The organism is Vagococcus allomyrinae, from assembly GCF_017829975.1.
Classification (GTDB): Bacteria; Bacillota; Bacilli; order Lactobacillales; family Vagococcaceae; genus Vagococcus_D; species Vagococcus_D allomyrinae.
On sequence record NZ_JAEEGA010000008.1, the window covers coordinates 26,901 to 43,641 of the forward strand.

The window sequence follows — 16,741 nt, forward strand, 5'->3', positions numbered from 1 at the left end:
AGATACAATCAGTTTTATAGTTAATTGGTACCTCACTTATTAGAATTAGGTATCAGCCAATGGAAAAGGAGATTCACTTTATGAAAAAGAATGCATATAAATTTTTATCAATTATTATCTTCGCTATTATCTTATTTATCAGTTCAGGCTCTGTGCAAGGTGCTGAATCAGATGCCTATTACGATAGTATTCAAAAGAAAGGCGAGTTAGTCGTTGGCTTATCTGCTGACTATCCTCCATATGAATTTCACGCAACTGTCGATGGCAAAGATACGGTGGTCGGGTTTGATATTGCCATCGCCAAAAAAATCGCCGATGACTTAGGTGTCAAATTAAAAATCCAAGAACTTGGGTTTGATGCCTTACTTGGTTCTCTCCAAACTGGTAAAATAGACATTATCATCTCTGGTATGTCACCTACTCCTGAGCGTTTGAAAGAGGTCAATTTCTCTGACACCTACATGTATGTCCAGCAGAAAGTGGTCATTCGAAAAGAAGATAGTGATAAATTCAAAACGACAGCAGACTTTTCTGGAGTTGGTGTAGCCGCCCAAAAGCAAACGACTCAAGAAGAACTGGCCCAAACAGAATTAACAGGTTCAAAAGTAACGTCCTTACAAAAAGTGCCAGAAATGATTTTAAGTTTACAAAATAAAAAAGTCGATGCTCTAGTCTTAGAAGGTCCAGTTGCTGAAGCCTATCTGCTACAAGATAAAAATCTAGTGGCCAGTGATGTTGAATTCGAAAATGGCAATAAAGAAACGGCTATTGCCTTGCCTAAAAATGCTCCTGTTCTGGAAGGAAAAATCAACGATACCTTAGCTGATATCGAGAAACAAGATTTAATGCCTGGCTACATCGAAGAAGCCAGCAATCTGATGTTTAACGAGGAGAGTTTTTTCCAGAAATACGGCTCCTATTATGTCAAAGGCGCAGGTTTCACCATTTTAATTGCCTTTATTGGCGTACTATTCGGATCAATCGTCGGCGGCTTTTTAGCCCTTCTAAAACTTTCTAAAAATAAAGTGTTGCGCTTTATCGCCATGGCATACATCGAGTATGTCCGGGGAACTCCCCTTTTGGTCCAAATTTTCTTGGTTTATTTTGGCTCAACGGTCATTGGCCTTGAACTGAATGCCATTATCTCAGGTTGTGTTGCCATGGCCCTTAACAGCGGCGCTTATGTAGCCGAAATTATCCGTGCTGGGATTAATGGTGTCCCCAAAGGACAAGTCGAAGCGTCACGTAGTTTGGGAATGAATCAGCGACAAGCTATGCAATTTATCATCTTACCCCAAGCTATTAAAAATATTTTACCTGCCTTGGGGAACGAATTTGTCACCATTATCAAAGAATCCTCTGTGATGTCGGTAATCGGAGTATCTGAATTAATGTTCCAATCAGGAGTGGTTCAAGGTGCCAGCTTTAAGCCCTTCCTACCGATTGTCATTGCTTCACTGATTTACTTTGTCTTAACCTTTAGTCTCTCACGTTTATTAAATGTCTTTGAGAAAAAAATGAGCGCTAGTGATGCTTAAGGCCAACTTGCTGATTGAATAGAGAAAGATCAACTTGCTCCAAATCATTCAGCTCCCGCCTCACGATTTGCGACACTTTTTTTATTATTTAACAGGATGTACAGAAAGGATTTTTATTATGTTTATCGAAGTTGCCAAAAAATTTCAAGAACCAGAACAAAATTTATTAATGGAAATTGCCACCTTGGCAAAAGCAACCCCCAATTTGATTGACTTGTCACTTGGAGATCCAGATATCACCACCGATGAAGCAATTATTAACGCCAGTCTGGCTGATGCCAAAGCTGGTCACACTCACTACACAGCGTCTGATGGCAGTCAAGAATTCTTAGAAGCTGTCGTTAATTTTTATCAGAATCACTATGGGCTTGATTTTCACATTGATCAAGTTCGTGGAACAGTTGGGGCCCTTCATGGCATGTATTTAACCATGCAAGCCCTCCTTAATCCAGGAGATGAAGTCATCATTCACGAACCATACTTTTCTCCTTACAAAGATCAGATTGTCCTAGCAGGTGGTCGGCCTATTATCGTGCCTACCTATGAAAAAGATGGCTTTCAATTAGATTTAGCGCTACTGGAAAAAGCGATTACGCCTAAAACAAAGGCGATTATTATTAACACGCCAAACAATCCGACAGGGGCTGTGTTCTCCGATGACATCTTAACAGGTATTGCCGAGTTGGCGATTAAACACGATCTCGTTATTTTGGCGGATGAAGTCTATGAAGCCTTTTGTTATGAACAACCATATAAACCTATGGCCGCATTCGCGCCGGATCATACAATTACCTTTAGCAGTTTCTCAAAAACATTCGCCATGACTGGCTGGCGCATCGGCTATATGATTGCTCCCGTCCATGTCAATCAAGTGTTAAAGCAAATCAATGAAAGTGTCACCTACTCAGCTCCTACCTTGTCTCAACAGGCTGGTATTTATGCCTTAAATCATTATCAGACATTTGCCGAAAAAAACAAACAACTTTTTTCTGAGCGTCTATCTTATATTGAAGAACGCATTAGCTCCATTCCATTTCTTTCATTAACACCTGTTAAAGGCAGTATTTATGCCTTTGTCAACATTGAAAAAAGTGGGTTAACGTCTGTTCCCTTTACAGAAAAATTAATTAAGGATACCCAAGTTTTAGTCATACCTGGTGAAGCTTTTGGTGACTCCGGCAAACACTACGTGCGGATTGCTGCAACTCAAGATTTAAAACAGCTAAAAGAAGCCTTTGATCGCATCTCACAATTGAGCTTTTAACTTACAAGCCACTAACTCCTCGGTTAGTGGCTTTTTTAAGAACACTCTTCTCAATCCAAATTACTACAGTAATAGATCAAACTCTTGTATAATATAACTAATAAGCCCGATAATTATCAATTGGTGAATGATTAGCAATAGATTACTTGGAGATGAAATAGATTAAAGATTGTTGAGGTGTTTGATATGAGATGGCGTGGTGACAAACAAAGTAAAAATATTGATGATCGAACTGGAAGTAGTGGTGGTAGTCTGCCTAGTGGCAATTTAATTAAAGGTGGTGGAATTGGTACCATCATCGTCTTAGCTTTAGTTTTTCTTTTTAGTGGTGGAGACTTGTCTTCCGTTTTAAGTACTCTCTCCCCTTCAAATGACATGCCGACAGTGGCGCAACCCCAATCGGAAGAAATGGTGGAACGAAAAGAATTTGTTTCCGTTGTTTTTGCTCATCTAGAAGATTTTTGGGGAACAGAGTTTGCTGAGGCTGGTAAAAGCTATCAGCAACCGACAATGGTTTTCTTTTCAGGGAATGTTCAAACAGCCTGTGGCCCGGCCACATCAGCAGTAGGCCCTTTCTATTGTCCAGGAGATCAGGATGTTTATCTCGATCTTTCCTTTATGGACGAGCTGGCAACTGACTTTGATGCAAGTGGTGACTTTGCAATGGCCTATGTCGTCGCTCATGAGGTAGGCCATCATGTCCAGCAACAACTTGGCGTCTCAAAACAGGTCCAAGCCTTGCGAAGTAAATTATCGGAAAAAGAATATAATCAGTATCAAGTACGCATGGAATTACAGGCCGATTATTATGCCGGAGCCTGGGCCAAATATATCGAAGGGCAAACATTTGAAGGACAGCCTATTTTAGAAATAGGCGACATTGATGAAGCCTTAGTAGCAGCGAATAGTATCGGCGATGATACCCTTCAAATGAAAGCACAAGGTTACGTCGTGCCAGAAAGATATACCCACGGGACCTCGCAACAACGTAAAAACTGGTTTGCTCGCGGTTATCAATATGGTGACTTTCAGCATGGTGATACCTTTAATGCGCAGGATTTAGATTTAAAATAGACGCAGCAATTTGAAACAAAGATGCTGCACTGGAAGGTGTAGCTGACCATTCGTCAGCTACACCTATTTTCTGTCAAAAAAATGGGAACAGATGACTTTTAGGGAATTGACAAACAAGCCTTGACCTTTTAAAAAGTCAGCTGCTGTGCTGATAAAACTGATCATAATTTAACTAGAAACCGTCACATAATTTCTCTCCATTCTAGCCATGATACTTGATAACACTTTTCTGCCAACAAATTATTTATAACGAACTTTTTTTAAAAGTTTAAAGGAATCATATATGTTCTTTCATGTCGTAAAAATGTATAATATGACATAAAGGAGGAAGTGAAAATGGCTATATCAGAAACCTTACAGTATTTTAGAGAAGGAATGCTACTGTCAAAAAAAGAATTTTGTGAAGGAATTTTATCGTCATCCTATTATTCTAAAGTGGAAAGCGGCCATAGCAACATCTCAGCTGATTTACTATTAGAATTATTAAGAAAAAATAATATCTCTAGCACTGAGTTCTTTTTAAAAGTCAACAACTCCCAAGAAGACCAATTTATTGTTTCTTTTGAACCTCTCATGACTAAAGTCACAAGATTCTTGGGAAGAAAGCATACTTGATAGCGTATTTCTTTACTATCAGCGGTGTCTTTTATTTACCAAGCTATCCCCGCAGTTCCTACGGTTATTGAGTTTATCTAGGCTAATCTTAGACCTTCGGTCAAGATATTGACACTGGCATTAATATCTCGATCGTGATGAGTATGACAAATAGGACACGTCCATTCTCTCATTTCAAGAGATTTCTTGCCGTCTTTATGGCCACATTCTGAACAAATTTGACTAGATGCAAACCATTTGTCTACTTTGATTATTTCACGCCCATACCAGTCAGCCTTGTATTGTAAGTTAGTCACAAAACTGGACCAAGAGACATCGGATATACTTTTGGCTAGCTTATGATTACGCAACATCCCTTTTGTACTTAAGTCTTCAATACAAATAATATCGTGATTTTTGATGATTTCTGTACTCAACTTATTTAGAAAGTCACTGCGTTGATTCATTACTTTTTCAGACAGTCTAGCTACTTTTCGCTTTTGTTTTTGATAATTTTTAGCTTCAAACAACTTAATCCCGTTCTGTTTAGCTAATGATGCCCGTTTTGATAACTTCCGTTGTTCACGCTTTAGTTTCTTTTCCATTTTAGCTGCGAATTTATTGTTAGTGATTTTTTGACCATTAGAAAGAATCGCAAAATCTGTAATACCTAGGTCAATCCCCACTGTTTTGTTTGCTGTTGGGAACTCAGTTATTTCCTCTTCACATTGTAACGATACGAAAAATTTACCACTGGCATTTCTACGGACAGTGGCACTTAAAATACGACCATTAACGTCACGACTCTTAGAAAATTTAACCAATCCTAGCTTAGGTAATTTCACCTTATTGCCTATTATAGCCACATTATTGTTTGTGTTTTTTGTGGTATAACTTTGAACAGGATTTTTCTTGCTTTTAAACTTAGGGGATTGAGTTTGTTTGTTGAAAAACCGATCAAATGATTCAGCTAAATTCTTAATAGATGATTGTAACGCGATACTATCAACTTCTTTTAACCATGATGTCCCTTCTGATTTTTTCATAGAAGGCAACATGGCAGAACACTTGCCATAAGATAAACCTTTACCCGTTTCCTTAAAGGATGTCTTCCAAGCATTTAACATATAATTATAGACAAATCTAGATGACCCGATTGTTTTATTGATTAAGATTTCCTGCTCGACGTTCGGGTACACTCTAAATTTATACGCTTTATGGCGTAACATTGCCATTCACCTCTTTTGCTACTATATAGTTCCCATTAAATAATCATCCTTTACCGTTAAACTTTCAGCCAGAAAAAAGCTGAAAGTACCACTCTTGGCGGATGATTATGCGCATTATCCAATGGAACTATCTGTTTGATTATTTAACAGGATGTATATAGTTATTTCTTTTTTTGATGTTGTATGTAGTGTCTAATTTGCTCGTCTGTATTTTCACTAACTGTCGCGACAAAGTAGCTAGGATTCCAAAGATGACCACCCCACAGACGCTTTTTAAGTTCGGGATACTCTTTCAACAAGAATCGTGCAGACACGCCTTTAAATGCTTTCATTATATTAGGAATATAATGTTGAGGTTTGCATTCAATAAGTAAGTGAATATGGTCTTTATCTGACTCCATTTTAATGATTTGACTATCATTATCCAACGCAATCTGGTTTAATAATTTTTTAACATATGTATCGATATCTCCGTGCAAAATATTATCTCTATACTTCACACACCAAACTAAATGATACTGTATAGAATAGACATACCCACGACCATGATGTACTTCTGACATGAAAAAACCTCCTTGGAAATAGTTTAACATATGTCATCGTTAAATTCCAAAAATATTTTAATAGATATGATATCGGCTGTTCAACATAGCTAAAGCTATGCCACAACTGAAGCCGATTCATCTACACGACTAAAGTCGCGAGTGTTCTCGGCTATTGCATAAAAAAGTTAGACAAGCTTATTACAACGAGGACCTCACAACCTACTTAAATTGAAAGAACAACTAGCGACCAACCGATCTATATAACCCTTTGATCACCTTACTGGTTCAAAAATTTAAAAATAAACCGCTTGATATCACAGAACAGAGAAAACTAAAAAACAGCCTGTTAATCGTTGGAGAGAATATCACCTATTATTGTTCGCGCTTTCAACGACTGTTTTATCTTCAAGGGATTTAATTTTAATTTCTTCCCTCTTATTAAAATCAATTCATGAAACAAGTGCCGATACTATCTATGAAAAAGAGATCGTCTTAGCCATATTGAATATCATTTACGCTTGCTTGGAATCTGATCAAATTGATGAAGCTAGTTATTATTTAATGATCGCGCCGCAGTTTATGAATGAGCCCCTATATCTATACGAAAAAATTGTTTTGGATTTCTATAAAGAATTAATCGCAAGTCGAAAATCCCTAACCATGAAAAAAAACTTTATTAAATGTCATAACATTCTGGACATTTTAAATACCTACGGCTTAGCAAGTACAGTCAACGCTTTAAAGAAACTGTTAGTTTAACACGTTTATTTGTTCATTCAACTGCCTCTTCATTATCATTGAAATGTACCATTACTAGTTTGCTACCTGTAATTCTAAAAACTAGCTATTGATAAATAAAAAACAGCCGTCAGCCGATTGAAGAAAGGAGCTTTTTAATGTTAGCTAATCAGATTAACGACTATCAAGGAACTGATATCCTTTATCGTGATAAACATAATTTAATCCTTTCGCCTCATGATGCCTTAAGACCCTATATTGCTAATTACACTTTTTCTAATCCGATAAAAATGCCATCTGGGCAAACTATTTTGCCTTCGGCTAGCACAACCCTAGTCTATTCCATTAAAAATAATCGTATTAACAGTGGACTACGAGGCGTTAGTACAAAGTCAACTAGAATCGACAGATACGCCACCCAGTTTGACGCTCTATTTCTGATTGAGTTTCACGCAGGAGGCTTATTTCCTTTTACGTCGATTCCTCAGCATATACTCAAAGATGAAAACTATGCCTTCGACAGCTTAAATACGGTTCTTGATCGAAAAATTATAGAAGCTTACACGTCTGCCCTATCTATTACAGCGTTAAAGAAGGAAATGGATACCCTTTTCCTAAGACAAATCGGCTCATACACTGATAACCAATACGTCCGCTACTCACTGACTAAAATCATCGAACAAAAAGGTGGTGTTCGTGTCTCTGATTTGGCAAAAGATACTTGCTATAGTGATAAACAATTGAACCGTCTCTTTCAACAATACATTGGAACTGGCGTTAAAACATTTTCACGAATAGTACGGATGAAGCATGCCATAGAATTATTACCAGCTGCTAACAACTTGTCATCCTTAATCGAGCAAACAGACCACTACGACTCTGCTCATTTTGTCCACGACTTCCGAAAGCTGTACGGCATCACGCCTAGTCAGTATTTAGCAAACATGTCCCTTTTTTACAATGACAGATTTAAATTAGACTCCTATACTTAAACATAATCAAATGAAAAGGAGAATTAACCAATGATTATGCCATATTTGAGTTTTCAAGGAAATTGTGAAGAAGCCTTCTTGTGGTACCAAAAAATATTTAACGGACAAATTGAACATTTAGCTCGTTACGAAGAGATTGGCAATAGTCTTGAGCTAACAGCTGATCAAAAAAAGCAAATTATGCACGGCCAGTTAAAACTGACTGATACAGGATATATTAGCGGTTCCGATTCTTTTCGGCCAGTCAGTGCAGGTAACACCTTGACCATCCACGTCCACCTGCCAGATGAAAAAAGTGCGAATAATGTTTTTGACGCCCTCGCAACAGAAGGAGTAATTTTAAGTCCCCTGGCCACTAATCCTCCACCTGATAATCATGGGATCAGTGGCAGTGTCACAGATAAATTTGGCTTTACTTGGATTGTGTCAGCTTTAAAAAATTAGTTCTGATTTTAGGGAAATTAATATCTTGAGAAACCCGTCTGTGATAAACATAAAAGAACGAAGCTAGTAAAGAGTCCCGCTCCGTTCTTTTAGCGTTAGACAAGAGGCTCTACACAACTAAACTGATAATCCCCTGCTTCTGCAATGATAATCGTTTCAGAGGCTTCGTAAATAGTCTTTTTCACCCCTTGAATCTCATTTGACAGAGACTTGCCATCCAGTTGAATGGACGTTTCACCAAAGGGGAATACGACCTGAGCAGAGCTGCCAAAAGGAATTGTAATGTGACAAAGTAACTTATTAGTGTCTAAGCGTTGCCAAGCTACCACTAATTTGCCTCTAACAGTGTCGATTTCACAGGTAACATGCTCTAACGCTATACTAAATTCTGGTTTGATAATCAGCTTCTCGTAGCCATTTTTGATTTGTTGAATTCCTGCTAAATGACTATAAAACCACTCATCATATGTTCCCAAAAAGTAATGATCATATGAACGCGTCGTTTTCTCCCACATCTCCCATGTTGAACTTGCCCCATTGGCCACCCAATATCCCCAACTAGGATACGTTTGCTTATTGGCAATTCGATAAGCTAATTCTGAGTAGCCGTAGTTACTTAAAACAGGTAACAAATAACGAGTTCCCACACACCCTGTATCAAGATGCTCCCCTTTTTCTTGAATATCTGCCACTAAATGAGCGACAACCCTTGAGCGATGGTTCTCTGGAACCAAATCAAATGCAAGTGCCACCAAATTATCACTTTGGCGATAGCGAGTTCTCCTACCAATTTGATTCCAAGTATTCGTCTGGTAACGCCCTAAATCAGCTTTGTAGTATGCCTGTTGAAAGGCTTGATATATTTTCCGACGAATATCTCGATAGTAATTCATGTCTCCAACCAAATTCATCTTTTCTGCTAGCTGTTCCATATAACCGATCACACCATAAATCATAGCTGTTCCTGTAATTCCAGAACCCTCAGAGGTATTTTCATTATAAGCTACTGCTGGGTCACTCCCACCAATTGGAGCAACCCAATCTCCCAATTCATCCGCTGGCCATATCCAGTCATTTTTTCTTAAGACATCGATTTGCCCCAGTGTATACCGACTCATCACTGGGTATTGCCGTATCACATAATCTGATACGCCATAATGCTTTTCTAAATATTGAACACCGTACACAAAGAGAGAATTCCACACAACGTAATTTTCAATCCCCCAATTGGCAGTAGGAGCAACTAGTGGCACAATGCCATATTTATCAAAACCATCAGCCATGGTTTCCAACCACCCTATTAGAGAGCCCCGCATATCGTAATTAAACATCAAACAGTCTAAGGAAACGTTGGCATCACCCGTCCAGCCAATTTTTTCAATCACTGGATCACAATGATCCCCATGAAAATTATTAGCCATGGCCCGTTTCATCATCTGGTGTAAGTGATTAAATAACTCATTCGATGAATCAAAATAAGATATCGTCGCAATATCATTTGTTGTTCGGAAAATTGTGATGTTTTCTTCGGTCAACTCAGTTGTTAGCCCCTCTATTTGAATATATTGATGTCCTTTATAACTGTATTTAGGCTTAAACTGTTCTTTTCCACCACCTTTACAAATATACTTATCTTGTTGGAGATATCTGTGAGGCCACCAAAAAGCTATTTCACCATCAGCTCCTCCATAACGTTTAACGGTGCCATCTTCATTTAATGATTGCCCATAAGTTATGGTAATCTCCGTTCCAGCCACCTCATCAATTTGGCTAAGCTCCAGCCATCCTGCTACCATTTCCTGTCCGCTAATAAGGTATGATTTGTCTGCCAATCTTTGAATAGCCTTTGGCTTAAAGCTCTCCATTTCTCTGACAGGCGCTTTAAGCTGAGCTCTTAATGGAGCTGGTTCTTTTACGGCTTTAGCAAAATGCCATTTTGAATCATCATAGGAAGCGTTATTCCAATCCCTTTGCTCCTTTCTGGCATCATATATTTCGCCATAGTAATAACTATTATCAGTTATTGGACCATCAGTGGAAACTTTCCACGACTCATCTGTTGCCACCGTTTCAGAACTACCATCACTGTAATAAAGCTCCAGATTTAAACGAGCCTTCGGATTATCGCGCCATGAAGCTGTCGCCCAATTCCAAACACCGCCAATTTCGTTGTAAAAACCATTTCCCAATTCAATCCCAATGGCATTTTCACCCTTTTGAACGAGATTGCCGACGTCAAATGTTCGATACAAGACCCGGCGATCAAACTGACTATTAAACGGGTTCATCACTGAGTTGTCAACTTGTTGACCGTTAATAGTCAAATCGAAAAATCCTAATCCGCAAATAGAGACATAGGCCGCATTGAGCTCTTTTGTTGTATGAAACACCTTACGTAAACGAACGGCTGCTCGATTTCCCTCAGATTCTAAACTGATATTATCGCCCCATTCACCTTCACCAAAAAGTCCAAGCTGTGTTGCCCTTTGCCACTCTCCAGCTTTTTCAACAAAACTAAGTTCTTGCCAGTCGTCAACACATTTGTTAGAGACTTGCCAACTGTCGTCACTGACTAATGTTGACATCGTCCCATCACTATATTCAATTTTGACTTTCACAATCACCCCGTCTGGTCTTGCAGGCGTCCTTTGAGCTAAAATGGCAATAAGATTCTCTTCTGAATTGAGCAATTTCGTCACATCGTATTGAACTCCCGTATAACGGTAAGCTTGAGTTCCCAAGATTGTCCCATTGACGTACAAGGTTACTGTATCATTTCCTTTAAGACCAATGGTCAATCGTTTGATGGCTTTATCCGCAACGGGAAGTCTCTTCCGAAAATAAGAAGTTTCAGCTCCTGATGACATGCCAATCCAATTTGCACCAGCTAATGATAGGACATTTCGTTCTTTTTCACCTATCCAAACACCTTCCCATTCATCTTGTCTAAAAATACCCGTTCGAAATGATTCAACCTGACTCTTTTGAACCCGCTCACCACAGTACACAATCACCTGCCAAAAATAGTTGGTTTTTGAGCGCAAAGGCTTACCACCATAAGGCACTTCTGTAAACACTGAGGAAAGCACTACTCCTGAATCCCAAACATCTCCTTCTTCAGCTAAAACTAGTTCATCTGTTGATGAAATGATTAAGCGATAAGCAGATTGCGCATCTCCTCGTTTTTCAATCGTTGGAATCCAACTAAAAACTGGCGGAATATCAATCCCTAATGGAACATTCATATGGCACACACTTGTTTGCATGACGCCCTCACAACTCCTTTTCATTTTAATAGCATAACCTTCCCAAGTAATCCTGATGGCTCTTGGGGCCAATACCGGTCATAAATATTAGTGTGGTTTGCTTTAACCAACGTATTGGTGACCTCAATAACTAATTCATTTTTCCCGTCTAGTTGTTTTTCTGAAGGAAGGACTACTTCGTAAGGCGGACAAATCAGACGAGAAATCTCCTGACCATTCAACAGCACGCGTACAACCTCATAAACACGTCCCATATCTAACAGTAACTCACTTCGCCTCTCATTAGTGAAATGCGTTTTATAGCGGATTGTTCCAGAAAAATCGGGATACCAATCAGGCGCTGAAAAATTTCGTAGCTTTGTTTCCGCCAGTGAACTAAAGGTTGTCTCATCAAATGATTTTAACGAAATCTCCCACTGATCCAGCTCGATAAATGGCGCCACCTTGCGTTCTTTCACTTGTTCTAAGTCTTTTTTTTCAGAAAACATGATAAACATGCTTTGATAAGGTTTTAAGCTAACAGCAATTTTACGCTTCCCAGCGGTCACTGTCTCTTTAGGCGAAAAACTCACATTATTTAACGGATCGTAGAGATAACAAGGACCTTTTTGCTCAACCGTTAACCAACCATTAACCTGGCAATCACGCTGTTCATTCACTAAAAAATAGCAATGTTGATCATCTTTCAGATAGTGCCGATAAGAAAGTCCTTGCAGCTTTCCTTCGCCTGTTATATCAGCCAGATTTGTTAAAACACTTGGCAACTCCTCTAGTAAAACCCGTTTAAACCCTGTTTTATCAAAGGGATAGCCGCCGTATAATCGAACTGGATACTCTTGGCAAAAGTAAACTGGTATCCCTGCCTCTGCAATTTTCTTAAGCTTGTCTACTAGGTCTTTAGGCAAATACTCCGAATAAGGAATGACAATCGCCCTAAAAACCATCTCATTAATCATCACCGTCTGCTTTTTTATTACTGATTGATGAATAAGATGGTCACAAGAAATGACGGTACTATCAATCAAATTTTCCATTAACGCTTTGACGACGGCTTCAAAAGGCTGGGCCTGCCCTCCCCATTGCGCTTCTGCATGGTAGAGAACCGCAATTGGAGTAATCGCTCGCCCTTCTGACAAATTCTCACACACTCGATTGGCATAATTAGACCAAATATCAAAAAACGGCCATTGAGGATTCATACCTCGAGCATAAAAATGAGGAGGACAGTCTAAATCCGGATACTCTTTAGGTGAAAAGGCATGTGGCGTAATAATAGTGATGCCCCTTACGCATAAAACATCTGTGATCCATTTCATGGTTTTCAATCCTTCACTCCAACCATAAGCGCCAAAAGCTTCGCATAATGCACGACCTTTTTTGTTTTTATCTAAACTGGCTACTGAACTGGTCAATTTAGCAAGTCCCCAATGATTAAAAGTTCCATCAAAATAATTAAAATGTGTCTTATAATGCCCTTCTCTTTGACCTGGATACAGGTTACAGACATTATCCATTCCTGCTATATCAAAACCTGACATTCCGCGGAAGAAATGACCTGGCCCGTAACCCAAACGGCTATGGGCGCCATTTTCCTCAATGAGATGACCGATTAATTCAACTTGCCGTTCGTGGCACCAATCTTGAATTTGGTTAATAAAACATTCTGAAAATAATTTACTAACCAGATCCATATACAAATAGCGAACATCTGGCGTCGTTTGATCTCCTTGATACCAGAGAAGGGGGAGTTTCGTTAAGAGGGAAACGCCCTTAAGAGATTGCTTGTTTAGTCCTTGAAAAACCTCTTCAGACCATGGTAACACCCTCGATTCATCACCTAGTTCAAACTCATAGCTAACGGCATTTCCAAAACGCGGCTCATCTGAGAAAAATCCCGCAATCGTTTGACCAAAATCATCTTTAAAATAACGGTAATGAGGTTCGTAAATAAATTCAATAAACTTACTGACGGCCTTCATCGAAACTGGGTTAACATAACTTCTCGTATGTGGTTCACCGCCATCACGAGTATTAACGAGAATAAACAAACGCCAACGACCCTCTGGCACCTCCCAATACAAACGGCCATTTTGTATCATCGATGTAATATCTTGGAGCGTTTCCTCCTCAATAATTTCCGTCGAGCCTACTCGTTTACCTGCAATAACAGAAACTAGTTCTTCGCCTTCATAAACCCAATCGCCAATAAGAAAACTAGCATCCAACAATGGGCCGTGGGCATCTAAAGGTCGAACTGCTAAATATCGTTTACAGTGTTCTGGACAGCTCGCTTCAATTAATCCATTGGCATAACCACTGGGGTAATCCGAATCATCAAAAAGCCACACTTTCATCTCACGCTTTTTAGCTTGATCAATGATAATAGTTAAGTCTTCCCACCAACCAGCTGCTAAATAATCAGGATGAGGTCGAGCTTCAACAATAAATGAATCGATCCCAACTGATTTCATCTTATCAATTTCCTCACGTAATACCTCTGCTGATTCGTGGTGTTGCCAAAATAATGGTGTCAAATAACTGTTCATATTAACTCCTTCTCTAGCTCAAAAATATGACGACCAGATGTCAAGGAATACTCCCTTGTACCATCATAGCTACGATACCCTTGCGGAATGATAAATGATGCTTCGATATTTGCGGGAATATTTAGTTGAACTGTTTTAGTGGTGCCACCATCAATGCTCACTTCAATCACCCCTTGAGGCGTTTCTTGAACGACTGAAATAGTATCCAATTCATCAATGAACGCTGGCAATATCTTGACACTGCTATACCCAGCAGATGTCAATTGAACTCCTGCAATATATTTAAACAAATAGTCAGAAACACTGCTGAACATATGATGATTACGGGAATGAAAACCGCGCCAAGTCTCCCACATTGTCGTGGCACCCATCTTTTGCCAATACCCATATCCTGGATATTCAGGTTGAGTTAACAAGTGAAACGCAAGAGCGGCCTGATTATTTTCAAAAAGAACAGGGAATAAATATTTTGTGCCTAAAATACCACAATCAATCCGCTTTTGATTGTGTTGAATCACCGTGACTAAGTTTTCCAACGCCTGCGGTTGTTCACTTTTTTCAAACAACTGAAAATACAAGGCAGTCGCATAGGCTGTTTGTGTATCACTTTTGATAGTTAAATCTTTCAGATTAATAAAAGCCTTGCGAAATGCCTGTTTAACAGTTGCCCCTAATTGCACATAATCTCGCTGACTTTTTTGACCGAGAATATCATAGATTTTCGCCATCTTAAGACAACAGTCATATAAAATTGCCGTACTCGTAATAGCAGTTGGACAGCGATATTCGTCTTCATTTCCCGAGAAATTTGGCGCACACCAGTCCCCCAAACCATAATCAACAAGGCCACTGTCACTTCTACCAAGCAAATAGGTCATATAACGTTCCATTGCCGGGAGTAATTGTCGCAGCATGGCTTTCCCCCCTTTATGACGATACATCTCATAAGGCAAATTAATAATCACACTATCCCAAGCTGGGCCCACACTGTATCCCCAACCAGTTGTCGGCACAATTCCAGGAAGTTCACCACTTGGTCGCTGAGCATCTTGAAGATCGTTCAGCCACTTGGCTAAGGCTTGTTCGCTATCAAAATTCCGTAACATCTGCTCACATGACAGATTCACATCACCGGTCCAACCATTTTTCTCTCGTTGAGGGCAATCAGTTGGAATACTGTGATAATTACCTAAGGTTGACGCAACTGCTACCTCCTGAATCCATTTTAACGTCGTGTTTGTCGTGTTAATCTGTGTCAATTGAGGTAAGTCCGTATGAATAAACCACCCTTGCACCATTTCCTCTGTCAAGGTAGCCACACCTGTTACTTCCACATATTGAAACCCATGATAAACAAAGTATGGATGCCATTTCCCCCCATGACCTGCTGTTTGCAATTTATCGGTTTGGAACTCCCCACTAAACAAAAATTTAGCAATGTCTCGTTGATCCAACATTCCTTCTTCACTTAATTTTTCACCGTAACGTAATGTAATTTCCGTGGGAGTATGCTTATCTGGTAAAGTTAACTCACACCATCCTGAGATAATCCGACCAAAATCGACTAAAAAACGTTTATCCCAGATTTTTTTTATTGAAACAGGCGCTAGCTTCGTATCCAGTCGAATGGGTGGTAGTTGATTCAACTTCAGATAACCTCCCGGCGGATCGACAATACTAACCGTATCACTCAATAGCTTATCTTCAATAGCTGGCCACTGAAAGGCTGGATCAGTGCCATCCACGTGTTCTCCATTACGCAACCCATCAAAGCGAATGGCACTTTTCCCTGTTAAACACTCACTATCTGATTGATAACAATCCTCCGTCCCATCTTCATAACGTAATACTAACTCAAACAATAGTTTAGGCGGCTTTTTCCAAGCAACTGTATCAAAATTCCAAGCATCTTTTGCAAATGAATTGTACCAACCATTACCTAACAGAACATCTAATTTATTTTCACCGATTGTCAGATAATCTGTCACTGTCCACGCATCAAACAGAGTCGTTTTATCATACTGCGTAAAGGCTTGATTTAATAAGCTATGGCTAAAATTTTGATTATTTATCCGACATTCATAAAATCCCAACCCACTAATAAATAAAACGGCTTCGACGAAAGGTTTCTCCACCAACAGCTTTTTCCGAAACATCGGTGCCGGTAGAGGATTAGTTTGAGTCGTCCCCCCTTGAGGATGACCAAGCCACTTTCCTTGCCAATCGCGATAGCTACCACGAACAATCGTTTCTTCGACTTCAACCTCACCAGTTTCCAATACTTTTGAGACTTGAAAAACATAACGGGTATCGGTTTGTAACGCCTCTTCAATTTCAACCTCTTGCCACAATTGAGCTCCCTCGTAGGCTTGATTCACCAGTAGAGCAGTCGGTTGATTTTCTTGCCAGACTTTTATGTCTGCCCTTAATTGTCGCTGATTAGCCTCCCAGCTAACTTTTACAGGTTGCGAAATGCAGGTTGGTGTCGCGTATCCATTTAATTTCATACAA

11 protein-coding genes and 1 pseudogene are annotated in these 16,741 nt (G+C 39.4%); 7 read left to right on the plus strand and 5 right to left on the minus strand.

Going from position 1 to position 16,741, the window contains the following annotated elements; translation table 11 throughout:
• Nucleotides 1-80: 80 nt before the first annotated feature.
• From I6N95_RS12795 to I6N95_RS12810, 4 genes are all read left to right on the plus strand, one after another.
• Nucleotides 81-1,538 carry an ABC transporter substrate-binding protein/permease gene (locus I6N95_RS12795; protein WP_209528557.1) on the plus strand — a complete coding sequence of 486 codons (1,458 nt, stop codon included), beginning with the start codon at nt 81-83 and terminating at the stop codon, nt 1,536-1,538.
• A 118-nt stretch (nt 1,539-1,656) separates the two neighbouring features.
• Nucleotides 1,657-2,802, plus strand: coding sequence for a pyridoxal phosphate-dependent aminotransferase (locus I6N95_RS12800; RefSeq protein ID WP_209528559.1), 1,146 nt, complete (start codon nt 1,657-1,659; stop codon nt 2,800-2,802).
• Nucleotides 2,803-2,988: 186 nt separating this feature from the next.
• On the plus strand, nt 2,989-3,876 hold the full coding sequence (ypfJ, locus tag I6N95_RS12805; RefSeq protein WP_209528561.1) for a KPN_02809 family neutral zinc metallopeptidase: 888 nt from the start codon (nt 2,989-2,991) through the stop codon (nt 3,874-3,876).
• Between the two features lie 336 nt (nt 3,877-4,212).
• Nucleotides 4,213-4,491 carry a helix-turn-helix domain-containing protein gene (locus I6N95_RS12810; RefSeq protein ID WP_209528564.1) on the plus strand — a complete coding sequence of 93 codons (279 nt, stop codon included), beginning with the start codon at nt 4,213-4,215 and terminating at the stop codon, nt 4,489-4,491.
• 77 nt (nt 4,492-4,568) lie between these two features.
• Here the strand turns inward: I6N95_RS12810 and tnpB are convergent, their stop codons facing one another.
• Together tnpB and tnpA are read right to left on the minus strand one after the other, a co-directional pair.
• A complete protein-coding gene (tnpB, locus tag I6N95_RS12815) occupies nt 4,569-5,699 on the minus strand; it encodes an IS200/IS605 family element RNA-guided endonuclease TnpB (RefSeq protein WP_209528566.1) in 1,131 nt (376 codons plus the stop codon).
• Nucleotides 5,700-5,860: 161 nt separating this feature from the next.
• Complete coding sequence (tnpA, locus tag I6N95_RS12820) at nt 5,861-6,262, minus strand: IS200/IS605 family transposase (RefSeq protein ID WP_209528568.1); 402 nt, start codon at nt 6,260-6,262, stop codon at nt 5,861-5,863.
• A gap of 339 nt (nt 6,263-6,601) precedes the next feature.
• On the opposite strand from tnpA, the pseudogene I6N95_RS27825 reads away from it, so the two are divergent.
• The 3 genes and pseudogenes from I6N95_RS27825 to I6N95_RS12835 form a co-directional block, all read left to right on the plus strand.
• Nucleotides 6,602-7,003: pseudogene (locus I6N95_RS27825) on the plus strand (Rgg family transcriptional regulator); the annotation flags it as partial.
• A gap of 137 nt (nt 7,004-7,140) precedes the next feature.
• A complete protein-coding gene (locus tag I6N95_RS12830) occupies nt 7,141-7,974 on the plus strand; it encodes a helix-turn-helix domain-containing protein (protein ID WP_209528573.1) in 834 nt (277 codons plus the stop codon).
• A 30-nt stretch (nt 7,975-8,004) separates the two neighbouring features.
• Nucleotides 8,005-8,418: a VOC family protein gene (locus tag I6N95_RS12835; RefSeq protein ID WP_209528575.1), complete on the plus strand. Its 414-nt coding sequence runs from the start codon at nt 8,005-8,007 to the stop codon at nt 8,416-8,418.
• 95 nt (nt 8,419-8,513) lie between these two features.
• Here the strand turns inward: I6N95_RS12835 and I6N95_RS12840 are convergent, their stop codons facing one another.
• From I6N95_RS12840 to I6N95_RS12850, 3 genes are read right to left on the minus strand one after another with little or no spacing between them, the layout of a single operon-like run.
• Nucleotides 8,514-11,684, minus strand: coding sequence for a family 78 glycoside hydrolase catalytic domain (locus I6N95_RS12840; protein ID WP_209528577.1), 3,171 nt, complete (start codon nt 11,682-11,684; stop codon nt 8,514-8,516).
• A gap of 20 nt (nt 11,685-11,704) precedes the next feature.
• Nucleotides 11,705-14,230, minus strand: a complete 2,526-nt coding sequence (locus I6N95_RS12845; protein WP_209528580.1) for a hypothetical protein — start codon at nt 14,228-14,230, stop codon at nt 11,705-11,707.
• Nucleotides 14,227-16,737, minus strand: a complete 2,511-nt coding sequence (locus I6N95_RS12850) for an alpha-L-rhamnosidase (RefSeq protein WP_209528582.1) — start codon at nt 16,735-16,737, stop codon at nt 14,227-14,229. The genes I6N95_RS12845 and I6N95_RS12850 overlap by 4 nt, the downstream gene beginning before the upstream one ends.
• Between the last annotated feature and the right edge of the window lie 4 nt (nt 16,738-16,741).

What these genes read in the sequence shown, in the direction of transcription:
- tnpB (WP_209528566.1), bottom strand. Translation starts at nt 5,699, where the DNA reads ATGTTACGCCATAAAGCGTATAAATTTAGAGTGTACCCGAACGTCGAG.
- I6N95_RS12795 (WP_209528557.1), top strand. Translation starts at nt 81, where the DNA reads ATGAAAAAGAATGCATATAAATTTTTATCAATTATTATCTTCGCTATT.
- I6N95_RS12830 (WP_209528573.1), top strand. Translation starts at nt 7,141, where the DNA reads ATGTTAGCTAATCAGATTAACGACTATCAAGGAACTGATATCCTTTAT.
- ypfJ (WP_209528561.1), top strand. Translation starts at nt 2,989, where the DNA reads ATGAGATGGCGTGGTGACAAACAAAGTAAAAATATTGATGATCGAACT.
- I6N95_RS12800 (WP_209528559.1), top strand. Translation starts at nt 1,657, where the DNA reads ATGTTTATCGAAGTTGCCAAAAAATTTCAAGAACCAGAACAAAATTTA.
- I6N95_RS12850 (WP_209528582.1), bottom strand. Translation starts at nt 16,737, where the DNA reads ATGAAATTAAATGGATACGCGACACCAACCTGCATTTCGCAACCTGTA.
- I6N95_RS12845 (WP_209528580.1), bottom strand. Translation starts at nt 14,230, where the DNA reads ATGAACAGTTATTTGACACCATTATTTTGGCAACACCACGAATCAGCA.
- I6N95_RS12835 (WP_209528575.1), top strand. Translation starts at nt 8,005, where the DNA reads ATGATTATGCCATATTTGAGTTTTCAAGGAAATTGTGAAGAAGCCTTC.
- I6N95_RS12810 (WP_209528564.1), top strand. Translation starts at nt 4,213, where the DNA reads ATGGCTATATCAGAAACCTTACAGTATTTTAGAGAAGGAATGCTACTG.
- tnpA (WP_209528568.1), bottom strand. Translation starts at nt 6,262, where the DNA reads ATGTCAGAAGTACATCATGGTCGTGGGTATGTCTATTCTATACAGTAT.
- I6N95_RS12840 (WP_209528577.1), bottom strand. Translation starts at nt 11,684, where the DNA reads ATGCAAACAAGTGTGTGCCATATGAATGTTCCATTAGGGATTGATATT.